We start from the raw sequence: 22,971 nt of genomic DNA on the forward strand, positions 1-22,971 counted from the left end.
CGTCCCCCTGCGGGGCGGCCGGCTCAGTGCAGCAGGTGGGCGGCCTGGTCGGCCAGGTCCAGCAGCGGCTGCGGGAAGATCCCCAGCGCCACGGTGGCCACGGCGCAGACGGCGATCGCGGCCTTGCTCAGGATGCCGGGCGCGACCACGTGCGGCGTGTCCTCGGTCGCCTCGGTGAAGAACATCGAAACGATCACGCGCACATAGAAGTACGCGGCCACCCCGCTGGCGATCACACCGATCACCACCAGCGGTACCGCCCCGCTCTGCGCGGCGGCCCGGAACACGGCCAGCTTGCTGACGAATCCGCTCGTCAGCGGGATGCCGGCGAAGGCCAGCAGGAACATCGCGAACATCACGCCCACAAGGGGTGAGCGGCGCCCGAGCCCGGCCCAGTGGGACACGGTGGCGTCCTCGACGCCGTCGGCGTTGCGGATCAGGCCCACGATGGCGAACGCCCCCATCGTGCTGAGGCTGTAGGCGAGCAGGTAGAACAACGTGCCCGACAGGCCCGAATGGTTGTCGGCGATGACGCCGGTGAGGATGAAACCGACGTGGGCGACCGACGAGTAGGCCAGCAGCCGCTTGACGTCGGTCTGGTTGACCGCGGTGATCGTGCCCACCGCCATGGTCAGGATGGCGATCGTCCACAACACCGGGCGCCACTGGTCGTGCAGCGGCGGCAGCGCCACGTACACCACCCGCAGCAGCGCGCCGAACGCCGCGACCTTGGTGGCCGCCGCCATGAAGCCGGTGACCGGGGTGGGGGCGCCCTGGTAGACGTCGGGAATCCAGGAGTGGAAGGGGACCGCGCCGACCTTGAACAGCAGGCCGACCGACAGCAGCGCGACGCCGACCAGCGCCATCGACGTACCGCCTTGGGCGGCAAGCGCTTTGCGGATACCGGGCAGCACCAGCGTGCCGGTCGCGCCGTACACCAGCGCGACCCCGTAGAGGAAGAACGCCGACGAGAACGCGCCCAGCAGGAAGTACTTCATCGCCGACTCCTGCGACAGCAGGCGGCGATGACGGGCCAGCCCGCACATCAGGTACAGGGGCAGCGACAGCACTTCCAGCGCGACGAACATGGTCAGCAGGTCGTTGGACGCGGGGAACACCATCATGCCGCCGACCGACAGCATCGTCAGCGGGAAGAGTTCGGTCTGCGCGGCCCCCGTCCGCTCGGCCTCGATCTCGGCGTCGCTGCCGGGCACCGCGGAGGCCTGCGGGGTGAAGGAATCCAGGCCGGCCGCCCGTGCGGCACCCACGGCCGCCCTGCTTTCCGCCTTGGACTGCGTGCGTTCGGCCATGAATATGACCGCGAGCACGGCCACCAGCAGCACGGTGCCCTGCAGGTACAGCGCCGTGCGGTCGACGGCCATCGCGCCCAGCACCGCGGCGCGCCCGCACGGGCACACCGAGCGGCTCACCACGACGACCGCGACGAACGCCGCCACCAGACCGCCGAGGGCGAGCGTCACCTGGGCGCCGTAGCGGAACCTGCGCGGCACGAACGCCTCGGCCAGCACGCCGGCCACCGCGACGCCGAACACGATCAGCATCGGTGACAGCAGGAAGTACTCGATGCTGGGGGAGGGGAGCAGGATCATCGGTGCGGTCCTTCGGCTGTGCGGGGTAGACCGGTGCCCGGCGGCACGCTCGGCGCGGGATCGTGCTGGCCGATGGTGGTCATCGTGTTGGCGACGGCCGGGTTGATCAACTCCAGCACCGGCTTGGGGTAGACCCCTAGACCGATCAGCAGCGCGATCAACGGCGTGACGACGAGCAGTTCGCGCGGCTTGAGGTCGGTGATCTTCTCGTTGCCCGCGGCCACCGGTCCGGTCATCACGCGCTGGTAGAGCCACAGCATGTAGATGGCCGCCAGGACCAGTGCGGTGACCCCGAACGCGCCCGCCAGCCAGTAGCGGTTGAAAGTGCCCAGCAGCACCAGGAATTCGCTGACGAACGGCGCCAGCCCGGGCAGCGACAGGGTGGCCATGCCGGCCACGAGGAAGGTGCCCGCCAGGACCGGCGCCACCTTCTGCACACCGCCGTAGTCGGCGATCAACCGGCTGCCGCGCCGCGTGACCAGGAACCCGGCGATCAGGAACACCGCCGCGGTGGACAGGCCATGGTTGAGCATGTACAGCGTCGAGCCGCTCTGGCCCTGGCTGGTCATCACGAAGATGCCCGCGATGATGAACCCGAAGTGCGAGATCGAGGTGTAGGCGATCAGGCGCATCATGTCTTTCTGGCCGATCGCCACGATCGCGCCGTAGATCACGCCGACGATGGCCAGCGTCACGATCAGCGGCCGGAAATACGTCGAGGCATCGGGAAACAGCTGCAGGCAGTAGCGCAGCATGCCGAAGGTGCCGACCTTGTCCATCACCGCTGTGATCAACACCGCGGTCGCGGGCGTGGCCTCCACGCAGGCGTCGGGCAGCCACCGGTGGAACGGCCACAGCGGCGCCTTGATCGCGAAGGCGAACATGAAGCCCAGGAACAGCGCCTTGAGGACGGCGGGGTCGACGCCCAGGTTCCCGTGCTGCACGGCGTCGACGATCGCCCGGAAGTCGAAGGTGCCCGAACCGTGCTCCGCGGTCACCACGTACAGCCCGATCACCGCGGCCAGCATGATCAGCCCGCCGAACAGGTTGTACAGCAGGAACTTCACCGCGGCGCGGGAGCGGCCCGAACCCTGACCGAAGCCGCCGATCAGGAAGTACATCGGGATCAGCATGGCCTCGAAGAACACGTAGAACAGCAGCACGTCCAGGGCGATCACCGAGATCAGCACCATCGACTCGATCACCAGCGTCAGGGCGATGTAGGTGTGGACACCCCGCGTGCGCTCGCCACCTGACGATCGCAAGCTCGGCGAAGCCGAGCGCTGCGGGTCGTCACCATCGCCATCGTTCCAGCCGGCCACCTGCAGCACCGGGATCAGCACCACGGTCAGCAGCACCAGCACCACGGCGATGCCGTCCACACCGAGGGTGTAGCCGGCCCCGAACGACGGGATCCACGAATGGCTTTCGACGAACTGGTAGGTGGGGCCGCCGGCCTTGAAGCCGGCGGTGACCACCACCGCCACCGCCAGCGTCAGCAGCCCGAACGCCAGGCCGATCCACTTGGCGAGTTGCCGCAGCCCGGGCGGCACCAGGATGACCAGCGCGGCACCCGCGAGTGGCACCAGCCACAGCACGCTCAGCCAGGGGACGTTACTCATCCAAGCCCCGTTCACCAGAACCTCACCGCCAGGATCAGCGCGACCACCAGGGTGGCGCCCGCCAGCATGGACAATGCGTAGTTGCGCGCGAACCCGGTCTGCATTCCCCGCAGGCGGTTCGACGTCGCGCTCACCAGCGCCGCGAGGGCGTTGACCGAGCCGTCCACACCCGCGTCGTCGAATTCGGTCAGCGCGTGCGTCAGTTGGGCGCCGGGGCGCATGAACACCTCCTCGTTGAAGGCATCGCCGTAGAGGTCGGCGCGCGCGGCCGTCGTCGCCGGCGAGACCGACAGCGGGGCCACCCGCGGGATCGCCAACCTGCCGTACTTGGCGTAGGCCACCGCGATGCCGACGGCGACGACGGTCAAGGTCACGCTGGTGGTGGCCCAGGCAGGTAGGGCGTGGACCGTCCCTTCGTGCGCGCCGACGACCGGTTCGAGCCAGTGCTGCAGGGTGCCGCCGATGGCCAGCAGGCCGCCGGCGAACACCGAGCCGAAGGCGAGCAGGATCATCGGCCACGTCATCAGCGCCGGCGCCTCGTGCGGATGAGCGCCCGGCGCCCAGCGCTTTTCGCCGAAGAAGGTCATCAGCATGACCCGCGTCATGTAGAACGCGGTAACCCCCGCGCCCAGCAGCGCGGTGCCGCCCAGCACGTAGCCGCGGATCCCGCCGGAGTCCAGCGCCGCCTCGATGATGGGGTCCTTGGAGAAGAAGCCCGAAAACGGCGGCACACCGATGATCGCGAGGTAGGCGAAACCGAACGTGGCGAAGGTGACCGGCAGGGCGGCGCGCAGCCCGCCGTAGCGGCGCATGTTCTGCTCCTCGTTCATCCCGTGGATCACCGCACCGGAGCCGAGGAACAACCCGGCCTTGAAGAACCCGTGGGTCAACAGGTGCATGATCGCGAACGCGTAGCCGGCCGGGCCCAGGCCGGCGGCCAGCACCATGTAGCCGATCTGGCTCATCGTCGAGGCGGCCAGGGCGCGTTTGATGTCATCCTTGGCGCAGCCGATGATCGCGCCCAGCATCAACGTGACGGCACCGACGATCACCACCGCCAGCTGCGCCCCGGGCGCCAGGTTGTACAGGGGGTTGGACCGCACGATCAGGTACACGCCGGCGGTCACCATGGTGGCGGCGTGGATCAGCGCCGACACGGGGGTGGGGCCCTCCATCGCGTCGCCCAACCAGGCCTGCAGCGGGACCTGCGCGGACTTGGCGCACGCGCCCAGCAGCAACAGCAACCCCATCGCGTTCAGCACGCCCGAGCCCGCGGCCGGCGCGGCGGCGAACACGCCCGCGTAGGACAGCGTCCCGAAGGTGCCGAACATCAGGAACATTCCCAGCGCGAGGCCGGCGTCGCCGACCCGGTTCATCACGAACGCCTTCTTGGCCGCCGTGGCCGCCGTCGGCTTGTGGTACCAGAAACCGATCAGCAGGTAGGACGCCAGGCCGACGCCCTCCCAGCCGACGTAGAGCACCACGTAGTTGTCGGCGACCACCAACAGCAGCATCGAGGCCAAGAACAGGTTGAGATAGCCGAAAAAGCGGCGGCGGTCGGGATCCTCGGCCATGTAGGCGACCGAGTAGATGTGGATCAGCGAGCCGACCCCGCTGATCAGCAGCACGAAACACATGGACAGCTGGTCGACCTGCAGCCCGAGGTCGACCTGCAGCTGGTTGACCGGGATCCAGGTGTACAGCTTCTGGTGGATCGTGCGGTCGTCGGCGCTGCGGGCCAGCATGTCGGCCAGCAGGGTGGCGCCCACCCCGAACGACGCGAGGGCCGCCGCGCAGCCCAGCCAGTGGCCCCACGCGTCGGTGCGCCGACCGCCGAACAGCAGGATCGCGGCACCGGCCAGCGGCAGGGCCACCAGCAGCCACGTGTAGTGAGTCCCCAAAAGATTTGTCACGGTGGCGTTCTCAGCCTTTGAGTAGGTTCGCGTCGTCGACTGACGCCGATTTGCGGGCACGGAAAATCGTCATGATGATGGCCAGGCCGATCACGACCTCGCAGGCGGCCACCACCATCGTGAAGAACGCGATCACCTGTCCGTCCAGGTGGCCGTGCATCCGGGCGAAGGTGACGAAGGCCAGGTTGACGGCGTTGAGCATCAACTCGACGCACATGAACATCACGATGGCGTTGCGGCGCAGCAGCACACCCGAGGCCCCGATGGTGAACAGCAGGGCCGAAAGGTACAGGTAGTTGGCCGGATTCACGACGCACCCCCCTGGGGCAGGCTCGGGCTCGCTTCCGGGGAGGGGATCTCGGTGCCCTCGCCGGTGTGCCGGTGCAGGATCGGCGACACCGATATCTCCGAATACGAGCCGTCGGGCAGCAGCGCGGCCGTGTCGACGGCGTTGCGGCGTGCGAAGACGCCGGGGTTGGGCAGCGGCGTGGGATGCCCGCCGGGCCGGAAGCGTTCCTCGGAGAGCTCCCGCTGGGTCTTGCGGCGTTCGAACCGCTCGCGGTGCGCCAGCACCATCGCCCCGACGGCCGCGGTGATCAGCAGCGCGCTGGTCAGCTCGAAGGCCCACAGGTAACGCGAGAAGATCAGCGCCGCCAGGCCTTCCACGTTGCCGTTGGCGTTGGCGCCGCGCAGCCCGGCGAAGCTTCCCGTCGCCACGTTGCCGATGGCGGCGACCATCAGGACACCGAACCCGACCCCGGTCACCACGGCCGCGACGCGCTGTCCGTGCAGCGTCTCCTTCAGGGACTCGGCGGTGTCCACGCCGATCAGCATCAGCACGAACAGGAACAGCATCATCACCGCGCCCGTGTAGACCACGACCTGCACGATGCCGAGGAACAGCGCGTCCTGGGCCATGTAGAACACCGCCAGGATGATCATCGTCATCGCCAGGAACATGGCCGAGTAGACGGCGTTGACCGCCAGCACCACCCCGAGCGCGCCGATCAGCGCCAGTGCGCCCAGCACCCAGAACGTCACCGCTTCACCGGTGGAGGTCCGGACGATGGCGTCGGCCGCCAGGAATTGGACGGCGGAGCCGGTCACCGGGACTCCCCGGCGGTCTGGGGTGCGCGCAGGCCCTGCGCGGTCACGTTGCCCTGGTAGTAGTCCTTGTCGGTGGCCCCCGGCGTCCGGGGGTGCGGCGGCGCGAGCATGTCGGCCAGCAGCGGGGCCAGCAGCCGGTCCTTCTCGTAGATGAGGTCGGCGCGGTTGTCGTCGGCCATCTCGTAGTTGTTCGTCATCGTCAGCGCCCGGGTGGGGCAGGCCTCGATGCACAGGCCGCAGCCGATGCAGCGCAGGTAGTTGATCTGGTAGACGCGGCCGTAGCGCTCACCGGGGGAGAATCGTTGCTCCTCGGTGTTGTCCGCGCCTTCGACGTAGATGGCGTCCGCCGGGCAGGCCCACGCGCACAGCTCGCAGCCGATGCACTTCTCGAGGCCGTCGGCGTAGCGGTTGAGCTGGTGGCGGCCGTGATAGCGCGGCGCCACCGGGCCCGGCTTCTCCGGATACTCCTCGGTCACCCGCTTTTTGAACATCGCGGCGAACGTCACGCCGAATCCGGCCACGGCGTCTAAGAACTTAGCCATGTGCTTTCTCCTTGCTCGCACCGATCGGGGTCGTCAGGGCCTTCATCGGCAGCGGCGGCACCGGGAACGCCGGCTCGAGGGCCGCGGCGCCGCGACCCTTCTCGCGGCGGCGCATTTCCCGTTCCATCGCGCGGACACCGGGATTGGCGAACGGTTTCCGCAACAGCAGCACCAGCACCGCGGCCACCACGATGCTGCTGACGACCAGCAGCGGCGTCCAGTATGGGTAACCCTGGTTGCGCAGCGTGCGGATGACCGCCGCGATCAGGACCCACACCAGCGATGCCGGGATCAGCAGTTTCCAGCCCAGCGCCATGAACTGGTCGTAGCGCAGGCGGGGCAGGCTGGCGCGCAGCCACATGTAGACGAACAGGAAGGTCCACATCTTGGCGGTGAACCAGAGCACCGGCCACCATCCGGTGTCGGCACCGGCCCACATGTTCAGCGGCCACGGCGCGTGCCACCCGCCGAAGAACAGGGCCGTGGCGAGCGAGGAGACCGTCATCATGTTCACGTATTCGGCGAGCATGAACATCGCGAACTTCAGCGACGAGTACTCGGTGTGGAACCCCGCGACCAGCTCACCCTCGGCCTCGGGCAGATCGAATGGCGCACGGTTGGTTTCGCCGACCATCGAGATCAGGTAGATGATGAACGACGGCAGCAGCAGGAACACGTACCAGACCCGGTTCTGGGAGGCGACGATCTGCGACGTCGACATCGAGCCGGCGTAGAGGAACACCGCGGCGAACGACAGCCCCATCGCCACCTCGTAGGAGATGACCTGGGCGGTGGAGCGCACCCCGCCCAGCAGCGGGTAGGTGGACCCGGACGCCCAGCCGCCCAGCACGATGCCGTACACCCCGATCGCCGAGAGCCCGAGGATGAACAGCACCGCGACCGGCAGGTCGGTCAGCTGCAGCGGCGTCCGGTGGCCGAACACCGACACCACCGGGCCGAACGGGATGAACGCGAAGGCGGTGAACGCCGGGATCGTCGCGATGACCGGCGCCGCCATGTACACGAACCAGTCGACGCCCTTGGGGGTGATGCTCTCCTTGAGCGCCAGCTTGATCCCGTCGGCCAGGCTCTGCAGGGCGCCCCACGGTCCCACCCGGTTGGGGCCGGGCCGCAGCTGCATCCAGCCGAGAATCTTGCGCTCCATCAGGATCGCGACCAGCACGTTGAGCATGAGGAACACGAAGATGGCCAGCGCCTTGGCCAGCACCAGCCACCACGTGTCGTGTCCGAAGGCGCTCAAGCTGTTCATATGCGCCGCTCCTCCTCATCGCTGCGCTCTGCATCGTCGCCGGCGTTCATCGGGTCACTCCAATCCCCACGATGCTGCCCGCCGTGACGCCCAGTTCCCGGTGCACCGCCGAACCCGGCGAGTTCAGCGGGAGCCACACGACCCGGTCGGGCATGTCGGTGACGCTCAGCGGCAGGGTGATCGAGCCGCGCGGTGTGCTGACCGTGACCTCGTCGCCGTCGTCGGCGCCGATCTCGGCCGCCGTGCCGGCCGACAGCCGCGCCACGGGTGTGCGCGCGGTCCCGGCCAAGTGCGGTTCGCCGTCCTGCATCCGGCCGCCGTCCAGCAGCATCCGCCAGCCGGTCAGCACGGCCTGGCCTTTGTCCGGCTGCTCATTGGACCCGGCCGGAGGCGGCGTCGCGACGTCTGGCCCGGCGGCCCAGTTGCCGTCCCAGGTGCCCAGTCCGGCCAGTTCCGCGCGCGCCGCGTCGGCGGTCGAGAGCCCCAGGTAGATGCCCATCTCGTCGGCCAGCGCGTCGAGCACCTGGTGGTCGGATTGGGCGGCGTGCCCGCTGGTGCCGTGCAGCGGCGGTTCGAACGGGCGGTACCGGCCCTCCCAGTTGACGAACGCCCCGGCCTTCTGCGTCGTCGGCGCGACCGGGAACACCACGTCGGCGCGCTCGGTCACGGCGCTGTGCCGCAGCTCCAGGCTGACCACGAACCCGGCGGCGTCCAGCGCGGCCAGCACCGCGTCGGGGTCGGCGAAGTCGTCGGGCTCGACACCGCCCACCACCAGCGCGCCCAGCGTCCCGTCGGCGGCGGCCGCCAGGATGCCGGCCACGTCACGTCCACCGGCGGAGGGCAATTCGGAGACGTTCCACGCCGCGGCAATCTGCGCGCGGGCGGCCTCGTCGCCGATTGGGCGGCCACCGGGCAGCAGCCCGGGCAAGGCGCCGGCCTCCAGCGCGCCGCGCTCGCCGGCCCGCCGTGGGATCCACGCCAGCCGGGCCCCGGTGGCGTCGGCGAGCCGCGCGGCGGCGGACAGCCCGCCGGGCACCGTGGCCAGGCGCTCGCCGACCATGATGACCGCACCGGGAGCCGACAGCAGCTCGCCCACCTCGCCGGTGGCCAGGCCGTCCAGCGTGGCCACTTCGGCGCCGGGAGCGGTTTGCAGCAGCCGGCCCGCCATCTTGTGCAGCGCGCGGGTCGCGAACGGCGCGACCGCGTACACCGGGACGCCGCGTTTGCGGGCCGCCTTGCGCAGCCGCAGGAACACGATCGGCGACTCTTCTTCGGGCTCGAACCCGACCAGCAGCACCGCCGGCGCCGATTCCAGGTCGGCGTAGCCGACGTCGCGGCGGCCGGCGATCCGCGCCGCCAGGAAAGCGGCCTCCTCGGCCGAGTGCGGGCGGGCGCGGAAGTCGATGTCGTTGCTGTCCAACACGATTCGGGTGAACTTGGAGTACGCGTAGGCGTCTTCCAGGGTGGCGCGGCCACCGACCAGGACACCGGTGCGCCCGCGGGCCGTGTCGAGGCCCCGGACCGCCATCGCCATCGCGTGCGACCACGACGCCGGCGCCAGCGCGCCGTCTTCGCCGCGGATCAGGGGAGTGGTGATCACGTCCGGGGCGGTCGCGTAGTTGAATGCCCACCGCCCCTTGTCGCAGTTCCACTCCTCGTTGACCTCGGGGTCGTCACCGGCCAGGCGGCGCAGCACCTTGCCGCGGCGGTGGTCGGTGCGCTGCGCGCAGCCCGAGGCGCAGTGCTCGCACACGCTGGGGCTCGAGACCAGGTCGAACGGGCGGGCCCGGAACCGGTACGCCATCCCGGTCAGCGCGCCCACCGGGCAGATCTGCACGGTGTTGCCCGAGAAGTAGGAGTCGAATGGCTCGTTGGCGTAGATGCCGACCTGCTGCAGCGCGCCCCGCTCCTGCATGTCGATGAACGGGTCGCCGGCGATCTGCTCGGAGAACCGGGTGCAGCGCGCGCACAGGATGCAGCGCTCCCGGTCCAGCAGCACCTGCGAGGAGATGTTGATCGGCTTGGCGAACGTGCGCTTGACGTCGGTGAAGCGAGAGTCGGTGCGGCCGTTGGACATCGCCTGGTTCTGCAGCGGGCACTCGCCGCCCTTGTCGCACATCGGGCAGTCCAGCGGATGGTTGATCAGCAGCAGTTCCATCACGCCGTGCTGGGCCCTGTCGGCGGCCTCGGAGGTCAGCTGGGTGCGCACCACCATGTCGTCGGTGGCCACCGTGGTGCACGAGGCCATCGGCTTGCGCTGCCCCTCGACCTCGACCAGGCACTGCCGGCACGCGCCGACCGGGTCCAGCAGGGGGTGGTCGCAGAAGCGCGGGATCTGGATGCCCATCAGCTCGGCGGCGCGGATAACCAAAGTCCCCTTCGGAACGCTGATTTCGTTACCGTCGATGGTCAGCGTCACCATCTCGGGTCGGCTCACCTCGCCGCCGGTCTCGGGTTTGGCCGCAGCCGTCATGTGACGGTCATACCTTTCCGTTGGGGTTCAGCATGGAGTCTTTGGGGTCGAACGGGCACCCGCCGCCCTCGACGTGCGCGACGTATTCGTCGCGGAAGTACTTGATCGACGACATCACCGGGCTGGCGGCGCCGTCGCCCAACGCGCAGAACGCCTTTCCCAGGATCGAATCGGAGATGTCCAATAGTTTGTCGATGTCCTCGGGTGTGCCCTTGCCGGTTTCCAGCCGCTCGTAGATCTTGTCCAGCCAGAAGGTGCCCTCGCGGCACGGCGTGCACTTCCCGCAGGACTCGTGCTTGTAGAAGTAGGTCCAGCGCTGGACGGCGCGCACCACGCAGGTGGTCTCGTCGAAGATCTCCAGCGCCTTGGTGCCCAGCATCGAGCCGGCCCCGCCCACGCCCTCGTAGTCCAGGGGCACGTCGAGGTGCTCGTCGGTGAGCAGCGGGGTCGACGACCCGCCGGGCGTCCAGAACTTGAGCCGGTGCCCGGCACGAACCCCGCCAGCGTAGGCGAGCAACTCGCGCAGCGTGATACCCAGCGGGGCCTCGTACTGGCCGGGCCGGGTGACGTGCCCGGACAGCGAGTACAGCGTGAAACCGGGCGACTTCTCGCTGCCCATCGACCGGAACCACTCGACGCCGTGGTGGATGATCGCCGGCACGCTGGCGATCGTCTCGACATTGTTGATCACGGTGGGGCAGCCGTAGAGCCCGGCCACCGCGGGGAACGGCGGACGCAGCCGCGGCTGGCCGCGCCGGCCCTCCAGCGAATCCAGCAGCGCGGTCTCCTCACCGCAGATGTAGGCGCCCGCCCCGGCGTGCACCACCAGCTCCAGATCGAACCCCGAACCGTTGATGTCGCGGCCCAGGTAACCGGCGGCGTAGGCCTCGGCCACCGCGTTCTGCAGGCGGCGCAACACCGGCAACACCTCCCCGCGCACGTAGATGAACGCGTGGTGGGCACGGATCGCGTACGCCGCGATGATGACGCCCTCGACCAGCACGTGCGGGGTGGCCAGCATCAGCGGAATGTCCTTGCACGTACCGGGTTCCGACTCGTCGGCGTTGACCACCAGATAGTGCGGCTTGGCGGCCGCCCCGGAGTCGCCCTGCGGGATGAACGACCACTTGGTGCCGGTCGAAAAGCCCGCGCCGCCGCGCCCGCGCAACCCGGAGTCCTTGACGGTGGCGATCACCGCGTCGGGGTCCATCGCCAGGGCCTTCTTCATCGCCTGATAGCCGTCGTGGCGCAGATAGGTGTCCAGCGTCCACGACTCGGCGTCGTCCCAGAAGCGGCTGATCACCGGCGTCAGCGGCGTCGCCTGCGATGCCGTCATGACCGGGCCTCCGGCCCCGGCTCGGGCCCTGCCGGCGCCTCCATGCCCAGCTCCCGCGCCACCTTCAGACCGGCCAGCGTGGCGGCGCCGGCCCCACCCTGGCCCTGGTCCGGCCGCTCGTCGGGCAGGCCGGCCAGGATGCGCGACGTCTCCCGGAAGGCGCACAGCGGGGCGCCGCGGGTCGGCGGCTTGGGGGTGCCCGAGCGCAGCGAGTCGACGAGTTCGCGCGCCGACTCGGGTGTCTGGTTGTCGAAGAACTCCCAGTTGACCATCACCACCGGGGCGAAGTCGCAGGCGGCGTTGCACTCGATGTGCTGCAGCGTGACCGACCCGTCGGCCGTCGTCTCGTCGTTGCCGATGCCGAGGTGCTCTTTGAGGCTCTCGAAGATCGCGTCGCCGCCCAGGACGGCGCACAGCGTGTTGGTGCAGACCCCGACCAGGTAGTCGCCGGTGGGGCCGCGGCGGTACATCGTGTAGAAGCTCGCCACCGCCGACACCTCGGCCCCGGTCAATCCCAGCTGCTCACCGCAGAATTCGAGACCCGCCGGAGTCAGGTAGGAATCCTGGGCCTGCACCAGGTGCAGCAGCGGCAGCAGCGCGGAGCGCTTGCTGGGGTAGCGGCTGATGATCTCCTTGGCGTCGACCTCCAGCCGTGCCCGCACCTCCGGCGGGTAGGACTGCGGCGCGCCCTCGACCACGAACGCGTTGGGCTCCTCGGGCGGTGGGCCGAGCCGGATGAACACGGGCTGCCCCTGCGGGCCGGTCTCCGCCTGACGACGATGCGGCCGCGCAGCGGCCGAGGAGGAGTCGGGCAAATCGGTCATCGGTCCACCCCGCCCATGACCGGGTCGATGCTGGCGACCGCGGTGATCAGGTCGGCGACCATCCCGCCCTCGCACATCGCGGCGACCGACTGCAGGTTGGTGAACGACGGGTCCCGGTAGTGCACCCGGTAGGGGCGGGTGCCGCCGTCGCTGACCATGTGCACGCCCAGCTCGCCGCGCGGCGATTCGACCGTGCTGTACACCTGGCCCGCGGGCACCCGGATGCCCTCGGTGACGAGCTTGAAGTGGTGGATCAGCGCCTCCATCGAGCCGCCCATGATCTTGGCGATGTGTTCCTGCGAGTTGCCCATGCCGTCGGGGCCGACCTTCAGATCGGCCGGCCAGGCGATCTTGCGGTCCTCGACCATCGTCGGACCCGGCCGCAGCTTGTCCAAACACTGCTCCACGATCTTCATCGACTCCCACATCTCTTTCACGCGAATCATGTAGCGCCCGTAGGCGTCACACGTATCGGCGGTGATCACGTCGAACTCGTAGTTCTGGTACCCGCAGTAGGGCTCGCTCTTGCGCAGGTCATACGGCAGACCGGTGGACCGCAGGATCGGGCCGGTGATCCCCAGCGCCATGCACCCGGTCAGGTCCAGGTAGCCGACGCCCTCGGTGCGGGCCTTCCAGATGGCGTTCTCGTTGAGCAGGGCGCCCATCTCGCGCAGCGGGTGGCGCAATTCCTCGAGGGCGGCCGCGACCTCGTCGATCCCGTTGGGCGGCAGGTCCTGTGCCACGCCACCGGGCCGGATGTAGGCGCTGTTCATCCGCAGGCCGGTGATCGACTCGAAGAGCTTGAGCACGATCTCGCGGCCCCGGAAGCCGACGAACATCGGGGTCATCGCGCCCAGTTCCATGCCACCGGTGGCCAGCGCCACCAGGTGCGAGGAGATCCGGTTGAGCTCCATCATCATCACCCGGATGACGCTGGCCCGCTCCGGGATCTGGTCGGTGATGCCGAGCAGCTTCTCCACGCCCAGGCAGAACGCGGCCTCGTTGAAAAACGGTGCCAGGTAATCCATCCGGGTCACGAACGTGACGCCCTGGGTCCAGTAGCGGTATTCGAGGTTCTTCTCGATCCCGGTGTGCAGGTAGCCGATTCCGCACCTGACCTCGGTGACCGTCTCGCCCTCGATCTCCAGGATCAGCCGCAGCACCCCGTGCGTGGACGGGTGCTGGGGTCCCATGTTGACGACGATGCGCTCACCGGGGTCGGCCTTGCGGGCGGCGTCGACGACCTGCTCCCAGTCCTGGCCGCCGGCGACCACGAGGGTTTCAGTTTGGCTCATCAGTTGTAGCCCCTCCGCTCGTCGGGCGGGGGTATCTGCGCGCCCTTGTACTCCACCGGGACCCCGCCCAGCGGATAGTCCTTGCGCTGCGGGTGCCCCTGCCAGTCGTCGGGCATCTCGATCCTGGTCAGCGACGGATGCCCGTCGAAGACGATGCCGAAGAAGTCGTAGGTCTCGCGTTCGTGCCAGTCGTTGGTCGGGTAGATCGCGTACAGCGACGGGATGTGCGGATCACCTTCCGGCGCAGCCACTTCCAGCCGCACGCGGCGGCCGTGGGTGATCGACTGCAGGTGATAGACCGCGTGCAGTTCCCGCCCGGCCTCGTGCGGGTAGTGCACGCCGCTGACGCCCAGGCACATCTCGAACCGCAGTTCCGGTTCGTCGCGCAGCCGCTGGGCGACCAGCGGCAGCGACTCCCGGCGCACGTGCAGCGTCAGCTCGTCGCGGTGGACGACGACCTTCTCGATCGCGGTGTCGAAATCGACACCGGCGCGCCCCAGCGCCTCGGCCAGGCCGTCGGCGACGTCGTCGAAGTAGCCGCCGTAGGGCCGGGAACTGCTGCCCGGCAACGTGACCTCGCGCACCAGCCGGCCGTATCCGGACGTGTCGCCGGTGCCCGAGACCCCGAACATGCCGCGCCGGACGTCGATCACTTCCTCGTCGGCGCGGGCCACCGCTTCCTGCGGGTCCTGGTCCGGTGAGCTCATCGGAGCAGTCCGCGCATCTCGATGGTGGGCCGGGCCGCCAGCGCCGCCTCCTCGGCCTCGGCGATGGCGTGTTCCCGGTTCACGCCGAGCGGCATCTCCTGAATCTTCTCGTGCAGCTTCAGGATTGCGTGCAGCAGCATCTCCGGGCGCGGCGGGCAGCCGGGCAGGTAGATGTCCACCGGGACCACGTGGTCGACGCCCTGCACGATCGCGTAGTTGTTGAACATCCCGCCGGAGGACGCGCACACGCCCATCGACAGCACCCATTTCGGCTCGGCCATCTGGTCGTAGATCTGGCGCAACACGGGTGCCATCTTCTGGCTGACCCGCCCGGCCACGATCATCAGGTCGGCCTGCCGCGGTGTCGCCGAGAACCGCTCCATGCCGAACCGTGCGATGTCGAATCTCGGCCCGGCCGTCGCCATCATCTCGATTGCGCAGCAGGCCAACCCGAAGGTCGCCGGCCACAGCGAGTTCTTGCGCACATAGCCCGCGACCTTCTCGACGGTGGACAGCAGAATCCCACCGGGCAGCTGTTCTTCCAGGCCCACGCCCTACCTCAATCCCATTTCAGTCCTCAATCCCACGTCAGGCCCCCGCGGCGCCACACATAGGCGTAGGCCACGAAAACCGTGAGCATGAACACGACCATTTCGACCAGCGCGAACGTCCCCAGGGCGTCGTAGCTGACCGCCCAGGGATACAGGAACACGATCTCGATGTCGAAGACGATGAACAGCATCGCGGTGAGGTAGTACTTCACCGGGAACCGCTGGCCGCCGGTCGTGTGGGCGGTGCTTTCGGTCGGTTCGATCCCGCACTCGTAGGCGGCCAGCTTCGACCGGTTGTACCGGGACGGGCCGACCAGGCTGGCGATCACCACCGAACCCACGGCGAAGGCGGCGGCGATGGCTCCCAGTACCAGGATGGGTATGTAGGCGTTCAACTCGCTCCAAGATCCGTCGTACGGGCCGCCGGGCGGCGGCCGGTGGCCGGGCTGCTGTGACGGGCAGGGTCTTTGTCAGGTCGCAGTGGCCTACAACATAGCGTCGCGACGGCCGGAGCGCTTGCCCGGGGTGGGCTATCCGATCGGTTGCCCGGCGCGTGACCGGGATGGGCGCTCATCCCCGGTGAAACCGCAGATTGTCAGCCCGACCTGGGACATGGGGTGCCTATGCTTTGTGCTCCGCGGACCGTTGCCGCGGCCGCGACGGGCCGCGATCTGCCCGTCCAGACGGGGGGTGTGATGCGTTACTCGGTGTCGCCGCCGGAGGTGAACTCTGGGCGAATGTTTTCCGGGCCCGGATCCGGTCCGACATTGGCCGCGGCGAACGCCTGGGAGGGGTTGGCCGCCGACCTCCGCTCGGCCGCCGCCTCGTTCCGCTCCGTGACCGCCGACGTGGCGGACCGGTGGTGGCGGGGTCCGTCGTCGGTCGCGATGGGGGCCGTGGCCGCCGCGTACGCGGCGTGGCTGCAGACCACGGGTGAGGCGGCCGAGCAGACGGCCACCCAGGCGCGCGCGGTGGCCGGGGCGTTCGAGTCGGCGCTGGCCGCGACCGCGGATCCGGCGGCGGTCGCGGTCAACCGCGCGCGGCTGCTGGCGTCGGCGGCGTCCAACGTGTTCGGCCAGAACGCCCCGGTCGTCGCGGCACTCGACGCCGAATACGAGCGGATGTGGGCCCAGGATGTGGCCGCGATGGCGGGTTACCACACGGCGGCATCGGCGGCCGCGGCGCAGGTGACGCCGTGGCAGCCGATGCGCATCACCGTTCCCGGTGCCTCCCCCGGCTGGCTGGCGGGCGTCGAGGCGCTGCGCCAGTACGCCGACTGGAACGCCGCGATCGGCGAGAACTGGTTGCCGGGCACCGTGGCGCAGATAGTGAACTACCCGGCCACCGCCGGCCTGATCAGCGGGCTGACCGCACCTTCGGCGAATGCGTCCTTCGCCATCGGCCAGCAGGTCCTGAACCATGACATCTTCAGCGCCGTGGCCGCAGGTCACCCGGTGGTGGTGGCGGGGTTCTCCGAGGGCACGATCGTCATCGACCACGAGCAGGCATATCTGGCCGGCCTGGCCAACGCGCCGTCCCCGAGCATGCTGTCGTTCGTCGAGTTCGCCAACCCGGAGCGCGGACTGGCGGCCACCTTCCTGCCCGCCGGCATCACCATCCCGGGAATGGGTTACACGGTGGGCACCGCCCCGGTGAGCCAGTACAACACGTCGGTGGTCTACAGCCAGTACGAAGGCTGGGCCGACCCGCCCAACCGGCCCTGGAACCTGCCGGCCGACCTCAACGCGCTCGCGGGCGCGGAATACCTGCACTGGCCCACCGAACTCGCCTCGCCGTCGCAGGTGGTGGAGGTGTCATCCGTCACGAACGCGCTCGGCGGCACCACTACCACCTACATGGTTCCCACCCCGATCCTTCCCATCCTGATGCCACTGCAGCAGATCGGGGTCGCGGCGCCGATCGTCGGCGACCTGAACGCCGCGCTGACGCCCCTCGTCGACGCCGGCTACTCCCAGTACGACCCGACCGGCGGCCCCTACCTCAGCCACGGCAGCCTGGTGTGGTGAGGGCTGGTCTCGATGGGGGCGACCCGCTGCGCCCGGCTGCGCCGCGCTTGCGGTCGCCGCTGGCCTGATGGGGGCGACCCGCTGCGCCCGGCTGCGCCGCGCTTGCGATCGCCCCTAGCGGGCGGGGGTTCGCAGCAGGCCCAGCACCGTACGGCCCAGCACGATGGGGTCAATGGGGTGCGGCACCGCGGCTTCGGCGCGAGACCATTTGGCCAGCCACGCGTCGTCGCGACGCCCGGTGAGCACGACGACGGGCGGGCACGTCTCGAGTTCGTCCTTGAGCTGCTTGGCGATTCCCATGCCGCCCGTCGGCGTCGCCTCCCCGTCCAGGATGGCCAGGTCGATGCCGCCCTCGTCCATCCGCTGGACGACCATGGGGCCGGTCGCCACCTCGATGTAGTTGAGCTCTGGCAGATCCGGGTGCAGGTGCCGGCCCAACGCCTGGATCACTTCCCGGCGCGTGTCGGCGTTGTCGCTGTAGACGAGGACGCGCAGGGCGACGGCGGAGTCGGGGTTCGAGGCGGGCACGAGCAGATGGTACTGCGGCGGCGCCGGGCTTACCGGGGTACCCGCACGAAGACGGCGTCGGCCGCCGCCGTCGCGGTGGCCGCCATCATGCCGAACTTGTTCCAGCCCAAGCCTAGCCGGGCCCGCTCGACCCGGCTGTGGCCGGCGATGCGGACCGCGCCGTCGTCGAGTTCGGTGACGGTGACGGGCAGCGGCAAGGGCGCGGTGACCCCCTTGATGGTGAGGTCGGCACGCACGTCGGCGGCCTTGCCCTTGTTGGGGTGTACCCCGGTGACGACGACGGTGATCGCGGGGAAGCGGTCGACGTCGAAGAAGTCAGGCGAACGCAGGTGGGCGTCGCGCCGCCCGATGCCGGTGTCCAGCGAAGCGGCCCGGATGTCGAGGCGTCCGGACACCGCGCCGTCGTCGGTGACCCGCCCCTCGCCGGTGAACTCGGTGAAGCGGCCCTTGACGGTCAGCAGGCCCCACATGTTCTTGATCGTGAAGGTGATCGCGGAGCGGTCCGGGGCGAGCGCCCACGCCCCGGGCGTGCCGGGATCGTTGAGAAGTGTCTCCAGAGTCGTCATGGTCTTCCTCGTGTTGCTCAGGATCCCGCGTCGATCAGCGGCGCGATCTCGGCAGGGTCGAAGTACTCGTCGATCCGCTCGATCAGGCCGTCGCCGCCCACCCTGATCACGATGCAGACCCGCATCGAGATCGATTGGCCGGCGTGGCCTCCCGCGTGCAGGACGTGCTGCTGCACGAAGCCGCCGTCGAAGAGCCGACGGTCGAGTATCTCGTAGTGGCGCTCGCCGGTGGCGGTGATGAACCAGTCGACGACGCGCAGCGCGCGGGCCTTGTCGTCGGTCCCGGTGCGGCGCCCGCCCGACCGCCACACCGCGATGTCGTCGCGCCAGAGCCGGTCCACCGTTGCCCTGTCGCCGCTCTCGATCGCGGCGAACAGGCGATCGGCTACGTCGGTTACGGTTTCGGCGTGGGGCTCGGGCATGGGCTGGCTCCTGTTCGCTGCCTACTCGGTGTCTATTCGGTGTCTATTCGGTGTCCTGGTCCGGCTCGTCGTATCCCGGGTGCGCGACCGCCAACCGGCGCCGGACCAGGGTGCGCAGGCAGGCGGTGACCTCCCCGGCGCGCCCGTCCAGGTCGCCGGCCCGGATCGCGGTGGCGAGTTCGTCCTCGTCGGCGTAGCCCAGGCGGGCCAGCGCCGCACCGCTTTCCGCCTCGCTCTCGTCGAGCAGTTCCCGCTCGACGATGCGCAACGCGTTGGCGGCCACCCGGGCGTGGAAGTTGACCTGTCCGGTCGTGGCTTCCCGGACTTCGGATTCGAGGAACTCGGCCACCGCGGCGACGAGTTCGGCCGCCAGCGGGCGGCCGTAGGCGCCGATCACGAGCCCGCCTTCGACTGCGGGCCCTCGAGCAGGTCGAGCAGGTCCCATTCGGTCTCGCAGACGCGGCGGCCGATCGTCGCCAGCTCCACCGAGCGGGCCTGCCCGCTCAGATGCCGTTCCGCCTGGTAGCGGCAGATGACGCCCCAGCGCAGCGTCGCCAGCACCAGCCACCAGTGGAACGCCACCCGGTCGACGGTAGTCGCGGCGGCTTCCTCATAGGCCCGCAGGAAGCTCTCGATGCTGCCCAGGCCGCCCGCGCCCAGGCTGGCGGGGGCCCCGAACCGCCAGGCGCGGATGCAGAACCAGGCCAGGTCCTCGTAGGCCTGCCCGGCGTGCACCAGTTCCCAGTCGAGGACGGCGGCCAGGCCGGAGACGTCGACGATGAGGTTTCCCATCCGGAAGTCGCCGTGCACCAGCACCCGCGGCGACGGCCGGGGCCGGCGGGCGGCCAGCCACCGGAACGCCCATTCGAACGTGGCGGTGGTGTCGCCCATCGCGTCGAGGCGCTCGCGCCACTGAGCGAGTTGGTCCTCCTGGGTCAGGCCGGGCAGGCCGGGGTCGGCCCGGTGGATGGCCGCCAGCGCCCGCGCGCACTGGTGGAGTAGTCGGGTGCGGGCCTCGTACCCGTGACCGCCGGCGTCGAGCTGCCGCTGGATGCGCCGCACGATCGTCTCGCCCTTGATCTCGTCGCAGATGAGAAACGGATTGCCAAGTGCGGCGGCCGAATCGTCGGCGATCAGGACGTGGGGGACCGGTGCGCCGGCCGCGGCCGCCGCGGCCTGCGCGCGGGCCTCGAGCTCCATGCCGGCGTGCACGTCGTCGGGAGGACCGATGCGCAAGATCAGCGCCCGGCGCTCGCCGCCGGTGACGGCGTCGAACGCCCAGGTGGTTCGGCTGGCGCCACCGGTCAGCGCGCGCAGATTCTCGACGGCGGTGCCGGCGCCGAGCAGCCGCGCCAGCACCCCCGTCAGCCTGCCGAGTAGCTCCGGTGCGGCCGTCACTGCTTGCCGAACCCGAACAGCCGCTGCGCCACCCGGCGGATCTGGATCTCCTCGGCGCCCTCGGTGATCCGGTACCGGCGGTGGTGGCGGTAGATGTGCTCGAACGGTTCGTGACGGCTGTAGCCGAGGCCGCCGAAGACCTGCATGGCGCGGTCGGCGGCGTCACAGACCAGCCGGTTGGCCCGGTAGTTGGCCATCGACACCTTGTCGGACACCTCCATGTGGTGGTCGCGGTCCAGATGCCAGGCAGCGTAGGCCACCAGCAGCCGCACCATCTGCGCCTCGGTCTGCAGCTCGGCCAGCGGCCACTGCACGGCCTGGTTGACCGACAGCGGCTTGCCGAACACGGTGCGCTGCGCGGCGTATGCGGCGGCGCGGTCGATGCAGTACTGCGCGGCGCCCAGGCTGCTCGCGGCCTGGCGAATCCGGTTCTCGTGCAGGAAAGTCTGGGCGACCTCCAGACCGCGGCCCACTTCGCCGAGCACCGCGTCGGCGGGAACGCGCACGTCGGTCAGTTCGACCTCGCCGTGGTCGGTGGGCATGTTGAACGTCCACCAGTAGTAGGGCACGCCGAACCCCGGGGCGTCGGTCGGGACCAGGAACGCGGTGATTCCGTGCGCCTGCCCCGGCTCCCCGGACGTGCGGGCGAAGACCAGGTCGTGGGTGGCGCGATGCACGCCGGTGTTGAACCGCTTGGACCCGTTGATCACCCAGTCGTCCCCGTCGGGTACGGCGCGGGTTTCCAGCCAGGTGGCGTCCGAACCGTGCTTCGGTTCGGTCAGACCGAACGCCATGGAGCGCTCCCCGGTGATCAGCGCCTCCGACCAGGCTGCGCGCTGCTCGTCGGTGCCGAACCGCTCCATCATGATCACCTGCGGGAAGTTCCCGACGATCGACGACTCGTTCTGCAGGTCGTTGTGCAGGCCGAGGCCCTTGTGCGCCAGATGCTCCCGGATCACGGCCATGTCGAGGTTGGTGCCGTCGCGGCCGCCCAGCGAGGCGGGCAGCGCGTAGCGCAGCCAGCCCGCCTTGTCGGCGCGCCTGCGCATCTCGGCGAGCAGGTCCTCCCACTCCCGGGTCGGGATGCCGTCGTTGTCCCAGTCGGTGCGGGCGTGCTCGCGGCGCTTGTCGAAGTACTGGATGTGGTCGCGCTCCAGCGGCTTGATCTCCGCCTCGATGAACGCGTCCATCTCGGCGAGCAGGCCCGGAAGATGTTCGGGGAGAGTGAAATCCATGGTGGTCTCCTTAGGTGCCGTACAGGGTTTTCTTCCAGACCGTCGACAGGGTCGCGATGGCGTCCTCGTCGCTGATCTTCAGGCCGAGGCCCTCGGGGCCCGAGGTGCCGACGAACACGGTGGTGAAGTTCTCGAACAGCAACGCGATGGCCGCCGCGGTGTGCTGTGGGTGTAGGTCGGTCCCGTGGCCCTGCTCCTGCGCCCGGCGCACGGATGCCGCGACGATGTCCATGCCGAAGCGCCGGAACTCGTTCTGCAGGTCGGCGAACCGGCGCTGGGTGGCCGCCAGCTGCGCGACCGCGATCATGATGCCGATGTTCTGCTTGAACATGTCCCAGTAGCCGGTGACCACCGAGGTGAAGAACGCGTCGTCGTCCGGGGCGTCGGGCAACTGGACGCGCAGTCCCGACGGTGTCACCACGTCGTGCAGGAAGGACTCCGCCAGGAAGGCCAGCAGGTCTTCCTTGTCGGCGAAATACCGGTAGAACACCGCCGGTGATTTCCCGGCCGCCGAGGTGATGTCGGTCAACGTGGTGCCGTGAAAACCGCGCTCGGCGAAGAGTTTACGGGCGGCTTGTTCGATGGCCGCCCGGGTCTGGCGGCCTTTGGCGGTCAGGGTCGCTGCGGGCATCAGGCCCGGATCCGGTCGCCGGCGCGCAGCAGGGCGCCCGGCAGGTCATGGCCGACAACCGATCTCGCGACGCCGGCGGCGGCGATCGCGGCCCGCAGGTCCACGTCGACGGTGATCCCGCTGTCGGTCAGCAGGTACACCAGGTCCTCGGTGGCGATGTTGCCGGTCGCGCCCGGCGCGAACGGGCAGCCACCCAGCCCGCCGGCCGAGGCGTCCAGGCGGGTCACCCCGGACCCGACCGCCGCGTAGGCGCTGGCCAGCCCGGCGCCGCGGGTGTTGTGGAAGTGTCCGCCCAGTGGCAGGTCGCCGATCACCGGACGCAGTTGTGCGATCAGCGAACTCACCCGCCCCGGGGTGGTGGTGCCGATCGTGTCGGCGATGCAGAACCGGTCGGCGCCCTGCTCCCGGGCGGCCGCGGCGATGTCGAGGACCCGCTGCGGCGGCGTGGGACCCTCGAACGGGCAGTCCCACGCGGTGGCCACGATGACCTCCACGGTGACGCCGCCGTCGTGGGCGATGGCGACGATCTCACCGACCTGCCCGGTGGCCTCGGCGGCCGACCGCCCGACGTTGGCCCGGCTGAACGCGTCGCTGGCCGCCACCACGTATTCGATCGAGCCCAGTCCCGCCGCGACGGCCCGCCTGGCGCCGTTGGGGCTGGCCACCAGCGCCGAGAACTCGATGTCGGGGTAGTCGCGCAGGTGTGCGGCCAGTTCGGCGGCGTCGGCCATCGACGGCACCTTCGACGGGGAGACGAACGCCGTCGCCTCCACTTCCCGCACCCCGGTGGCGGCCACCGCGGCCAGCAGTTCCAGCTTGGCCGGCAACGGGATCGGCTTCTCGATCTGCAGGCCGTCGCGCAGCGCGACCTCGCGGATGGCGACGTGCTCAGTCAACGGCACCGCTCCTCCTCA

Annotated in this window: 23 protein-coding genes; 1 reads left to right on the forward strand and 22 read right to left on the reverse strand. The window is 69.7% G+C overall.

Features of this window, described 5'->3' with window-relative positions; translation table 11 throughout:
- Window positions 1-23: 23 nt before the first annotated feature.
- The 14 genes from nuoN to ACJ512_RS07585 are packed head-to-tail and all read right to left on the reverse strand — an operon-like array spanning window position 24 to window position 15,645.
- Window positions 24-1,607, reverse strand: a complete 1,584-nt coding sequence (gene nuoN / locus ACJ512_RS07520) for an NADH-quinone oxidoreductase subunit NuoN (protein WP_407687709.1) — start codon at window positions 1,605-1,607, stop codon at window positions 24-26.
- Window positions 1,607-3,232: an NADH-quinone oxidoreductase subunit M gene (locus ACJ512_RS07525; RefSeq protein ID WP_407687683.1), complete on the reverse strand. Its 1,626-nt coding sequence runs from the start codon at window positions 3,230-3,232 to the stop codon at window positions 1,607-1,609. Before ACJ512_RS07525 ends, nuoN begins: the two co-directional genes overlap by 1 nt.
- An 11-nt stretch (window positions 3,233-3,243) precedes the next feature.
- Window positions 3,244-5,145: an NADH-quinone oxidoreductase subunit L gene (nuoL, locus tag ACJ512_RS07530; RefSeq protein ID WP_407687684.1), complete on the reverse strand. Its 1,902-nt coding sequence runs from the start codon at window positions 5,143-5,145 to the stop codon at window positions 3,244-3,246.
- 10 nt (window positions 5,146-5,155) lie between these two features.
- A complete protein-coding gene (gene nuoK / locus ACJ512_RS07535) occupies window positions 5,156-5,455 on the reverse strand; it encodes an NADH-quinone oxidoreductase subunit NuoK (protein ID WP_407687685.1) in 300 nt (99 codons plus the stop codon).
- Window positions 5,452-6,252, reverse strand: coding sequence for an NADH-quinone oxidoreductase subunit J (locus tag ACJ512_RS07540; protein WP_407687686.1), 801 nt, complete (start codon window positions 6,250-6,252; stop codon window positions 5,452-5,454). Before ACJ512_RS07540 ends, nuoK begins: the two co-directional genes overlap by 4 nt.
- Window positions 6,249-6,794, reverse strand: coding sequence for an NADH-quinone oxidoreductase subunit NuoI (gene nuoI / locus ACJ512_RS07545; RefSeq protein ID WP_407687687.1), 546 nt, complete (start codon window positions 6,792-6,794; stop codon window positions 6,249-6,251). Before nuoI ends, ACJ512_RS07540 begins: the two co-directional genes overlap by 4 nt.
- A complete protein-coding gene (gene nuoH, locus ACJ512_RS07550; RefSeq protein ID WP_407687710.1) occupies window positions 6,787-8,055 on the reverse strand; it encodes an NADH-quinone oxidoreductase subunit NuoH in 1,269 nt (422 codons plus the stop codon). Before nuoH ends, nuoI begins: the two co-directional genes overlap by 8 nt.
- Before the next feature lie 55 nt (window positions 8,056-8,110).
- Entirely contained in the window at window positions 8,111-10,537 is a 2,427-nt protein-coding gene (locus ACJ512_RS07555; protein ID WP_407687688.1) for an NADH-quinone oxidoreductase subunit G, read from the reverse strand.
- Window positions 10,538-10,544: 7 nt separating this feature from the next.
- Window positions 10,545-11,873, reverse strand: coding sequence for an NADH-quinone oxidoreductase subunit NuoF (gene nuoF, locus ACJ512_RS07560; protein WP_407687689.1), 1,329 nt, complete (start codon window positions 11,871-11,873; stop codon window positions 10,545-10,547).
- On the reverse strand, window positions 11,870-12,697 hold the full coding sequence (nuoE, locus tag ACJ512_RS07565; RefSeq protein WP_407687690.1) for an NADH-quinone oxidoreductase subunit NuoE: 828 nt from the start codon (window positions 12,695-12,697) through the stop codon (window positions 11,870-11,872). The genes nuoF and nuoE overlap by 4 nt, the downstream gene beginning before the upstream one ends.
- Window positions 12,694-13,992: an NADH dehydrogenase (quinone) subunit D gene (gene nuoD / locus ACJ512_RS07570; RefSeq protein ID WP_407687691.1), complete on the reverse strand. Its 1,299-nt coding sequence runs from the start codon at window positions 13,990-13,992 to the stop codon at window positions 12,694-12,696. The genes nuoE and nuoD overlap by 4 nt, the downstream gene beginning before the upstream one ends.
- Window positions 13,992-14,699, reverse strand: coding sequence for an NADH-quinone oxidoreductase subunit C (locus ACJ512_RS07575; RefSeq protein ID WP_407687692.1), 708 nt, complete (start codon window positions 14,697-14,699; stop codon window positions 13,992-13,994). The genes nuoD and ACJ512_RS07575 overlap by 1 nt, the downstream gene beginning before the upstream one ends.
- Window positions 14,696-15,250, reverse strand: coding sequence for a NuoB/complex I 20 kDa subunit family protein (locus ACJ512_RS07580; RefSeq protein ID WP_407687693.1), 555 nt, complete (start codon window positions 15,248-15,250; stop codon window positions 14,696-14,698). The genes ACJ512_RS07575 and ACJ512_RS07580 overlap by 4 nt, the downstream gene beginning before the upstream one ends.
- A 26-nt stretch (window positions 15,251-15,276) precedes the next feature.
- The gene (locus ACJ512_RS07585) at window positions 15,277-15,645 is read right to left on the reverse strand and encodes an NADH-quinone oxidoreductase subunit A (protein ID WP_369739849.1); all 369 of its coding nucleotides are present in this window, start codon (window positions 15,643-15,645) and stop codon (window positions 15,277-15,279) included.
- A gap of 342 nt (window positions 15,646-15,987) precedes the next feature.
- On the opposite strand from ACJ512_RS07585, the gene ACJ512_RS07590 reads away from it, so the two are divergent.
- Window positions 15,988-17,277 (forward strand): PPE family protein, encoded by a 1,290-nt coding sequence (locus ACJ512_RS07590; protein ID WP_461480018.1) that lies wholly within the window; start codon window positions 15,988-15,990, stop codon window positions 17,275-17,277.
- A 114-nt stretch (window positions 17,278-17,391) separates the two neighbouring features.
- Here ACJ512_RS07590 and ACJ512_RS07595 read toward each other — a convergent pair whose 3' ends face one another.
- Genes ACJ512_RS07595 through ACJ512_RS07630 form a run of 8 tightly spaced genes read right to left on the reverse strand, consistent with a single transcriptional unit; the run spans window position 17,392 to window position 22,953 of the window.
- Window positions 17,392-17,805, reverse strand: coding sequence for an Rv3143 family two-component system response regulator (locus tag ACJ512_RS07595; RefSeq protein WP_407687695.1), 414 nt, complete (start codon window positions 17,803-17,805; stop codon window positions 17,392-17,394).
- Between the two features lie 29 nt (window positions 17,806-17,834).
- On the reverse strand, window positions 17,835-18,371 hold the full coding sequence (locus ACJ512_RS07600; RefSeq protein WP_407687696.1) for a YceI family protein: 537 nt from the start codon (window positions 18,369-18,371) through the stop codon (window positions 17,835-17,837).
- A gap of 17 nt (window positions 18,372-18,388) precedes the next feature.
- Window positions 18,389-18,793, reverse strand: coding sequence for a nuclear transport factor 2 family protein (locus ACJ512_RS07605; protein WP_407687697.1), 405 nt, complete (start codon window positions 18,791-18,793; stop codon window positions 18,389-18,391).
- A 43-nt stretch (window positions 18,794-18,836) separates the two neighbouring features.
- On the reverse strand, window positions 18,837-19,190 hold the full coding sequence (locus tag ACJ512_RS07610; RefSeq protein ID WP_407687698.1) for a DUF6285 domain-containing protein: 354 nt from the start codon (window positions 19,188-19,190) through the stop codon (window positions 18,837-18,839).
- Entirely contained in the window at window positions 19,187-20,191 is a 1,005-nt protein-coding gene (locus tag ACJ512_RS07615) for a phosphotransferase family protein (protein ID WP_407687699.1), read from the reverse strand. The genes ACJ512_RS07610 and ACJ512_RS07615 overlap by 4 nt, the downstream gene beginning before the upstream one ends.
- A complete protein-coding gene (locus tag ACJ512_RS07620; protein ID WP_407687700.1) occupies window positions 20,188-21,426 on the reverse strand; it encodes an acyl-CoA dehydrogenase family protein in 1,239 nt (412 codons plus the stop codon). Before ACJ512_RS07620 ends, ACJ512_RS07615 begins: the two co-directional genes overlap by 4 nt.
- 10 nt (window positions 21,427-21,436) lie before the next feature.
- Entirely contained in the window at window positions 21,437-22,057 is a 621-nt protein-coding gene (locus tag ACJ512_RS07625; RefSeq protein ID WP_407687701.1) for a TetR/AcrR family transcriptional regulator, read from the reverse strand.
- The gene (locus ACJ512_RS07630) at window positions 22,057-22,953 is read right to left on the reverse strand and encodes a hydroxymethylglutaryl-CoA lyase (RefSeq protein WP_407687711.1); all 897 of its coding nucleotides are present in this window, start codon (window positions 22,951-22,953) and stop codon (window positions 22,057-22,059) included. The genes ACJ512_RS07625 and ACJ512_RS07630 overlap by 1 nt, the downstream gene beginning before the upstream one ends.
- Window positions 22,954-22,971 lie beyond the last annotated feature (18 nt).

The organism is Mycobacterium cajalii (assembly GCF_045809005.2).
Taxonomy (GTDB): domain Bacteria; phylum Actinomycetota; class Actinomycetes; order Mycobacteriales; family Mycobacteriaceae; genus Mycobacterium.

What these genes read in the sequence shown, in the direction of transcription:
- ACJ512_RS07525 (WP_407687683.1), bottom strand. Translation starts at nt 3,232, where the DNA reads ATGAGTAACGTCCCCTGGCTGAGCGTGCTGTGGCTGGTGCCACTCGCG.
- nuoI (WP_407687687.1), bottom strand. Translation starts at nt 6,794, where the DNA reads ATGGCTAAGTTCTTAGACGCCGTGGCCGGATTCGGCGTGACGTTCGCC.
- ACJ512_RS07555 (WP_407687688.1), bottom strand. Translation starts at nt 10,537, where the DNA reads ATGACGGCTGCGGCCAAACCCGAGACCGGCGGCGAGGTGAGCCGACCC.
- nuoF (WP_407687689.1), bottom strand. Translation starts at nt 11,873, where the DNA reads ATGACGGCATCGCAGGCGACGCCGCTGACGCCGGTGATCAGCCGCTTC.
- nuoE (WP_407687690.1), bottom strand. Translation starts at nt 12,697, where the DNA reads ATGACCGATTTGCCCGACTCCTCCTCGGCCGCTGCGCGGCCGCATCGT.
- nuoD (WP_407687691.1), bottom strand. Translation starts at nt 13,992, where the DNA reads ATGAGCCAAACTGAAACCCTCGTGGTCGCCGGCGGCCAGGACTGGGAG.
- ACJ512_RS07575 (WP_407687692.1), bottom strand. Translation starts at nt 14,699, where the DNA reads ATGAGCTCACCGGACCAGGACCCGCAGGAAGCGGTGGCCCGCGCCGAC.
- ACJ512_RS07590 (WP_461480018.1), top strand. Translation starts at nt 15,988, where the DNA reads ATGTTTTCCGGGCCCGGATCCGGTCCGACATTGGCCGCGGCGAACGCC.
- ACJ512_RS07600 (WP_407687696.1), bottom strand. Translation starts at nt 18,371, where the DNA reads ATGACGACTCTGGAGACACTTCTCAACGATCCCGGCACGCCCGGGGCG.
- ACJ512_RS07605 (WP_407687697.1), bottom strand. Translation starts at nt 18,793, where the DNA reads ATGCCCGAGCCCCACGCCGAAACCGTAACCGACGTAGCCGATCGCCTG.
- ACJ512_RS07620 (WP_407687700.1), bottom strand. Translation starts at nt 21,426, where the DNA reads ATGGATTTCACTCTCCCCGAACATCTTCCGGGCCTGCTCGCCGAGATG.
- ACJ512_RS07625 (WP_407687701.1), bottom strand. Translation starts at nt 22,057, where the DNA reads ATGCCCGCAGCGACCCTGACCGCCAAAGGCCGCCAGACCCGGGCGGCC.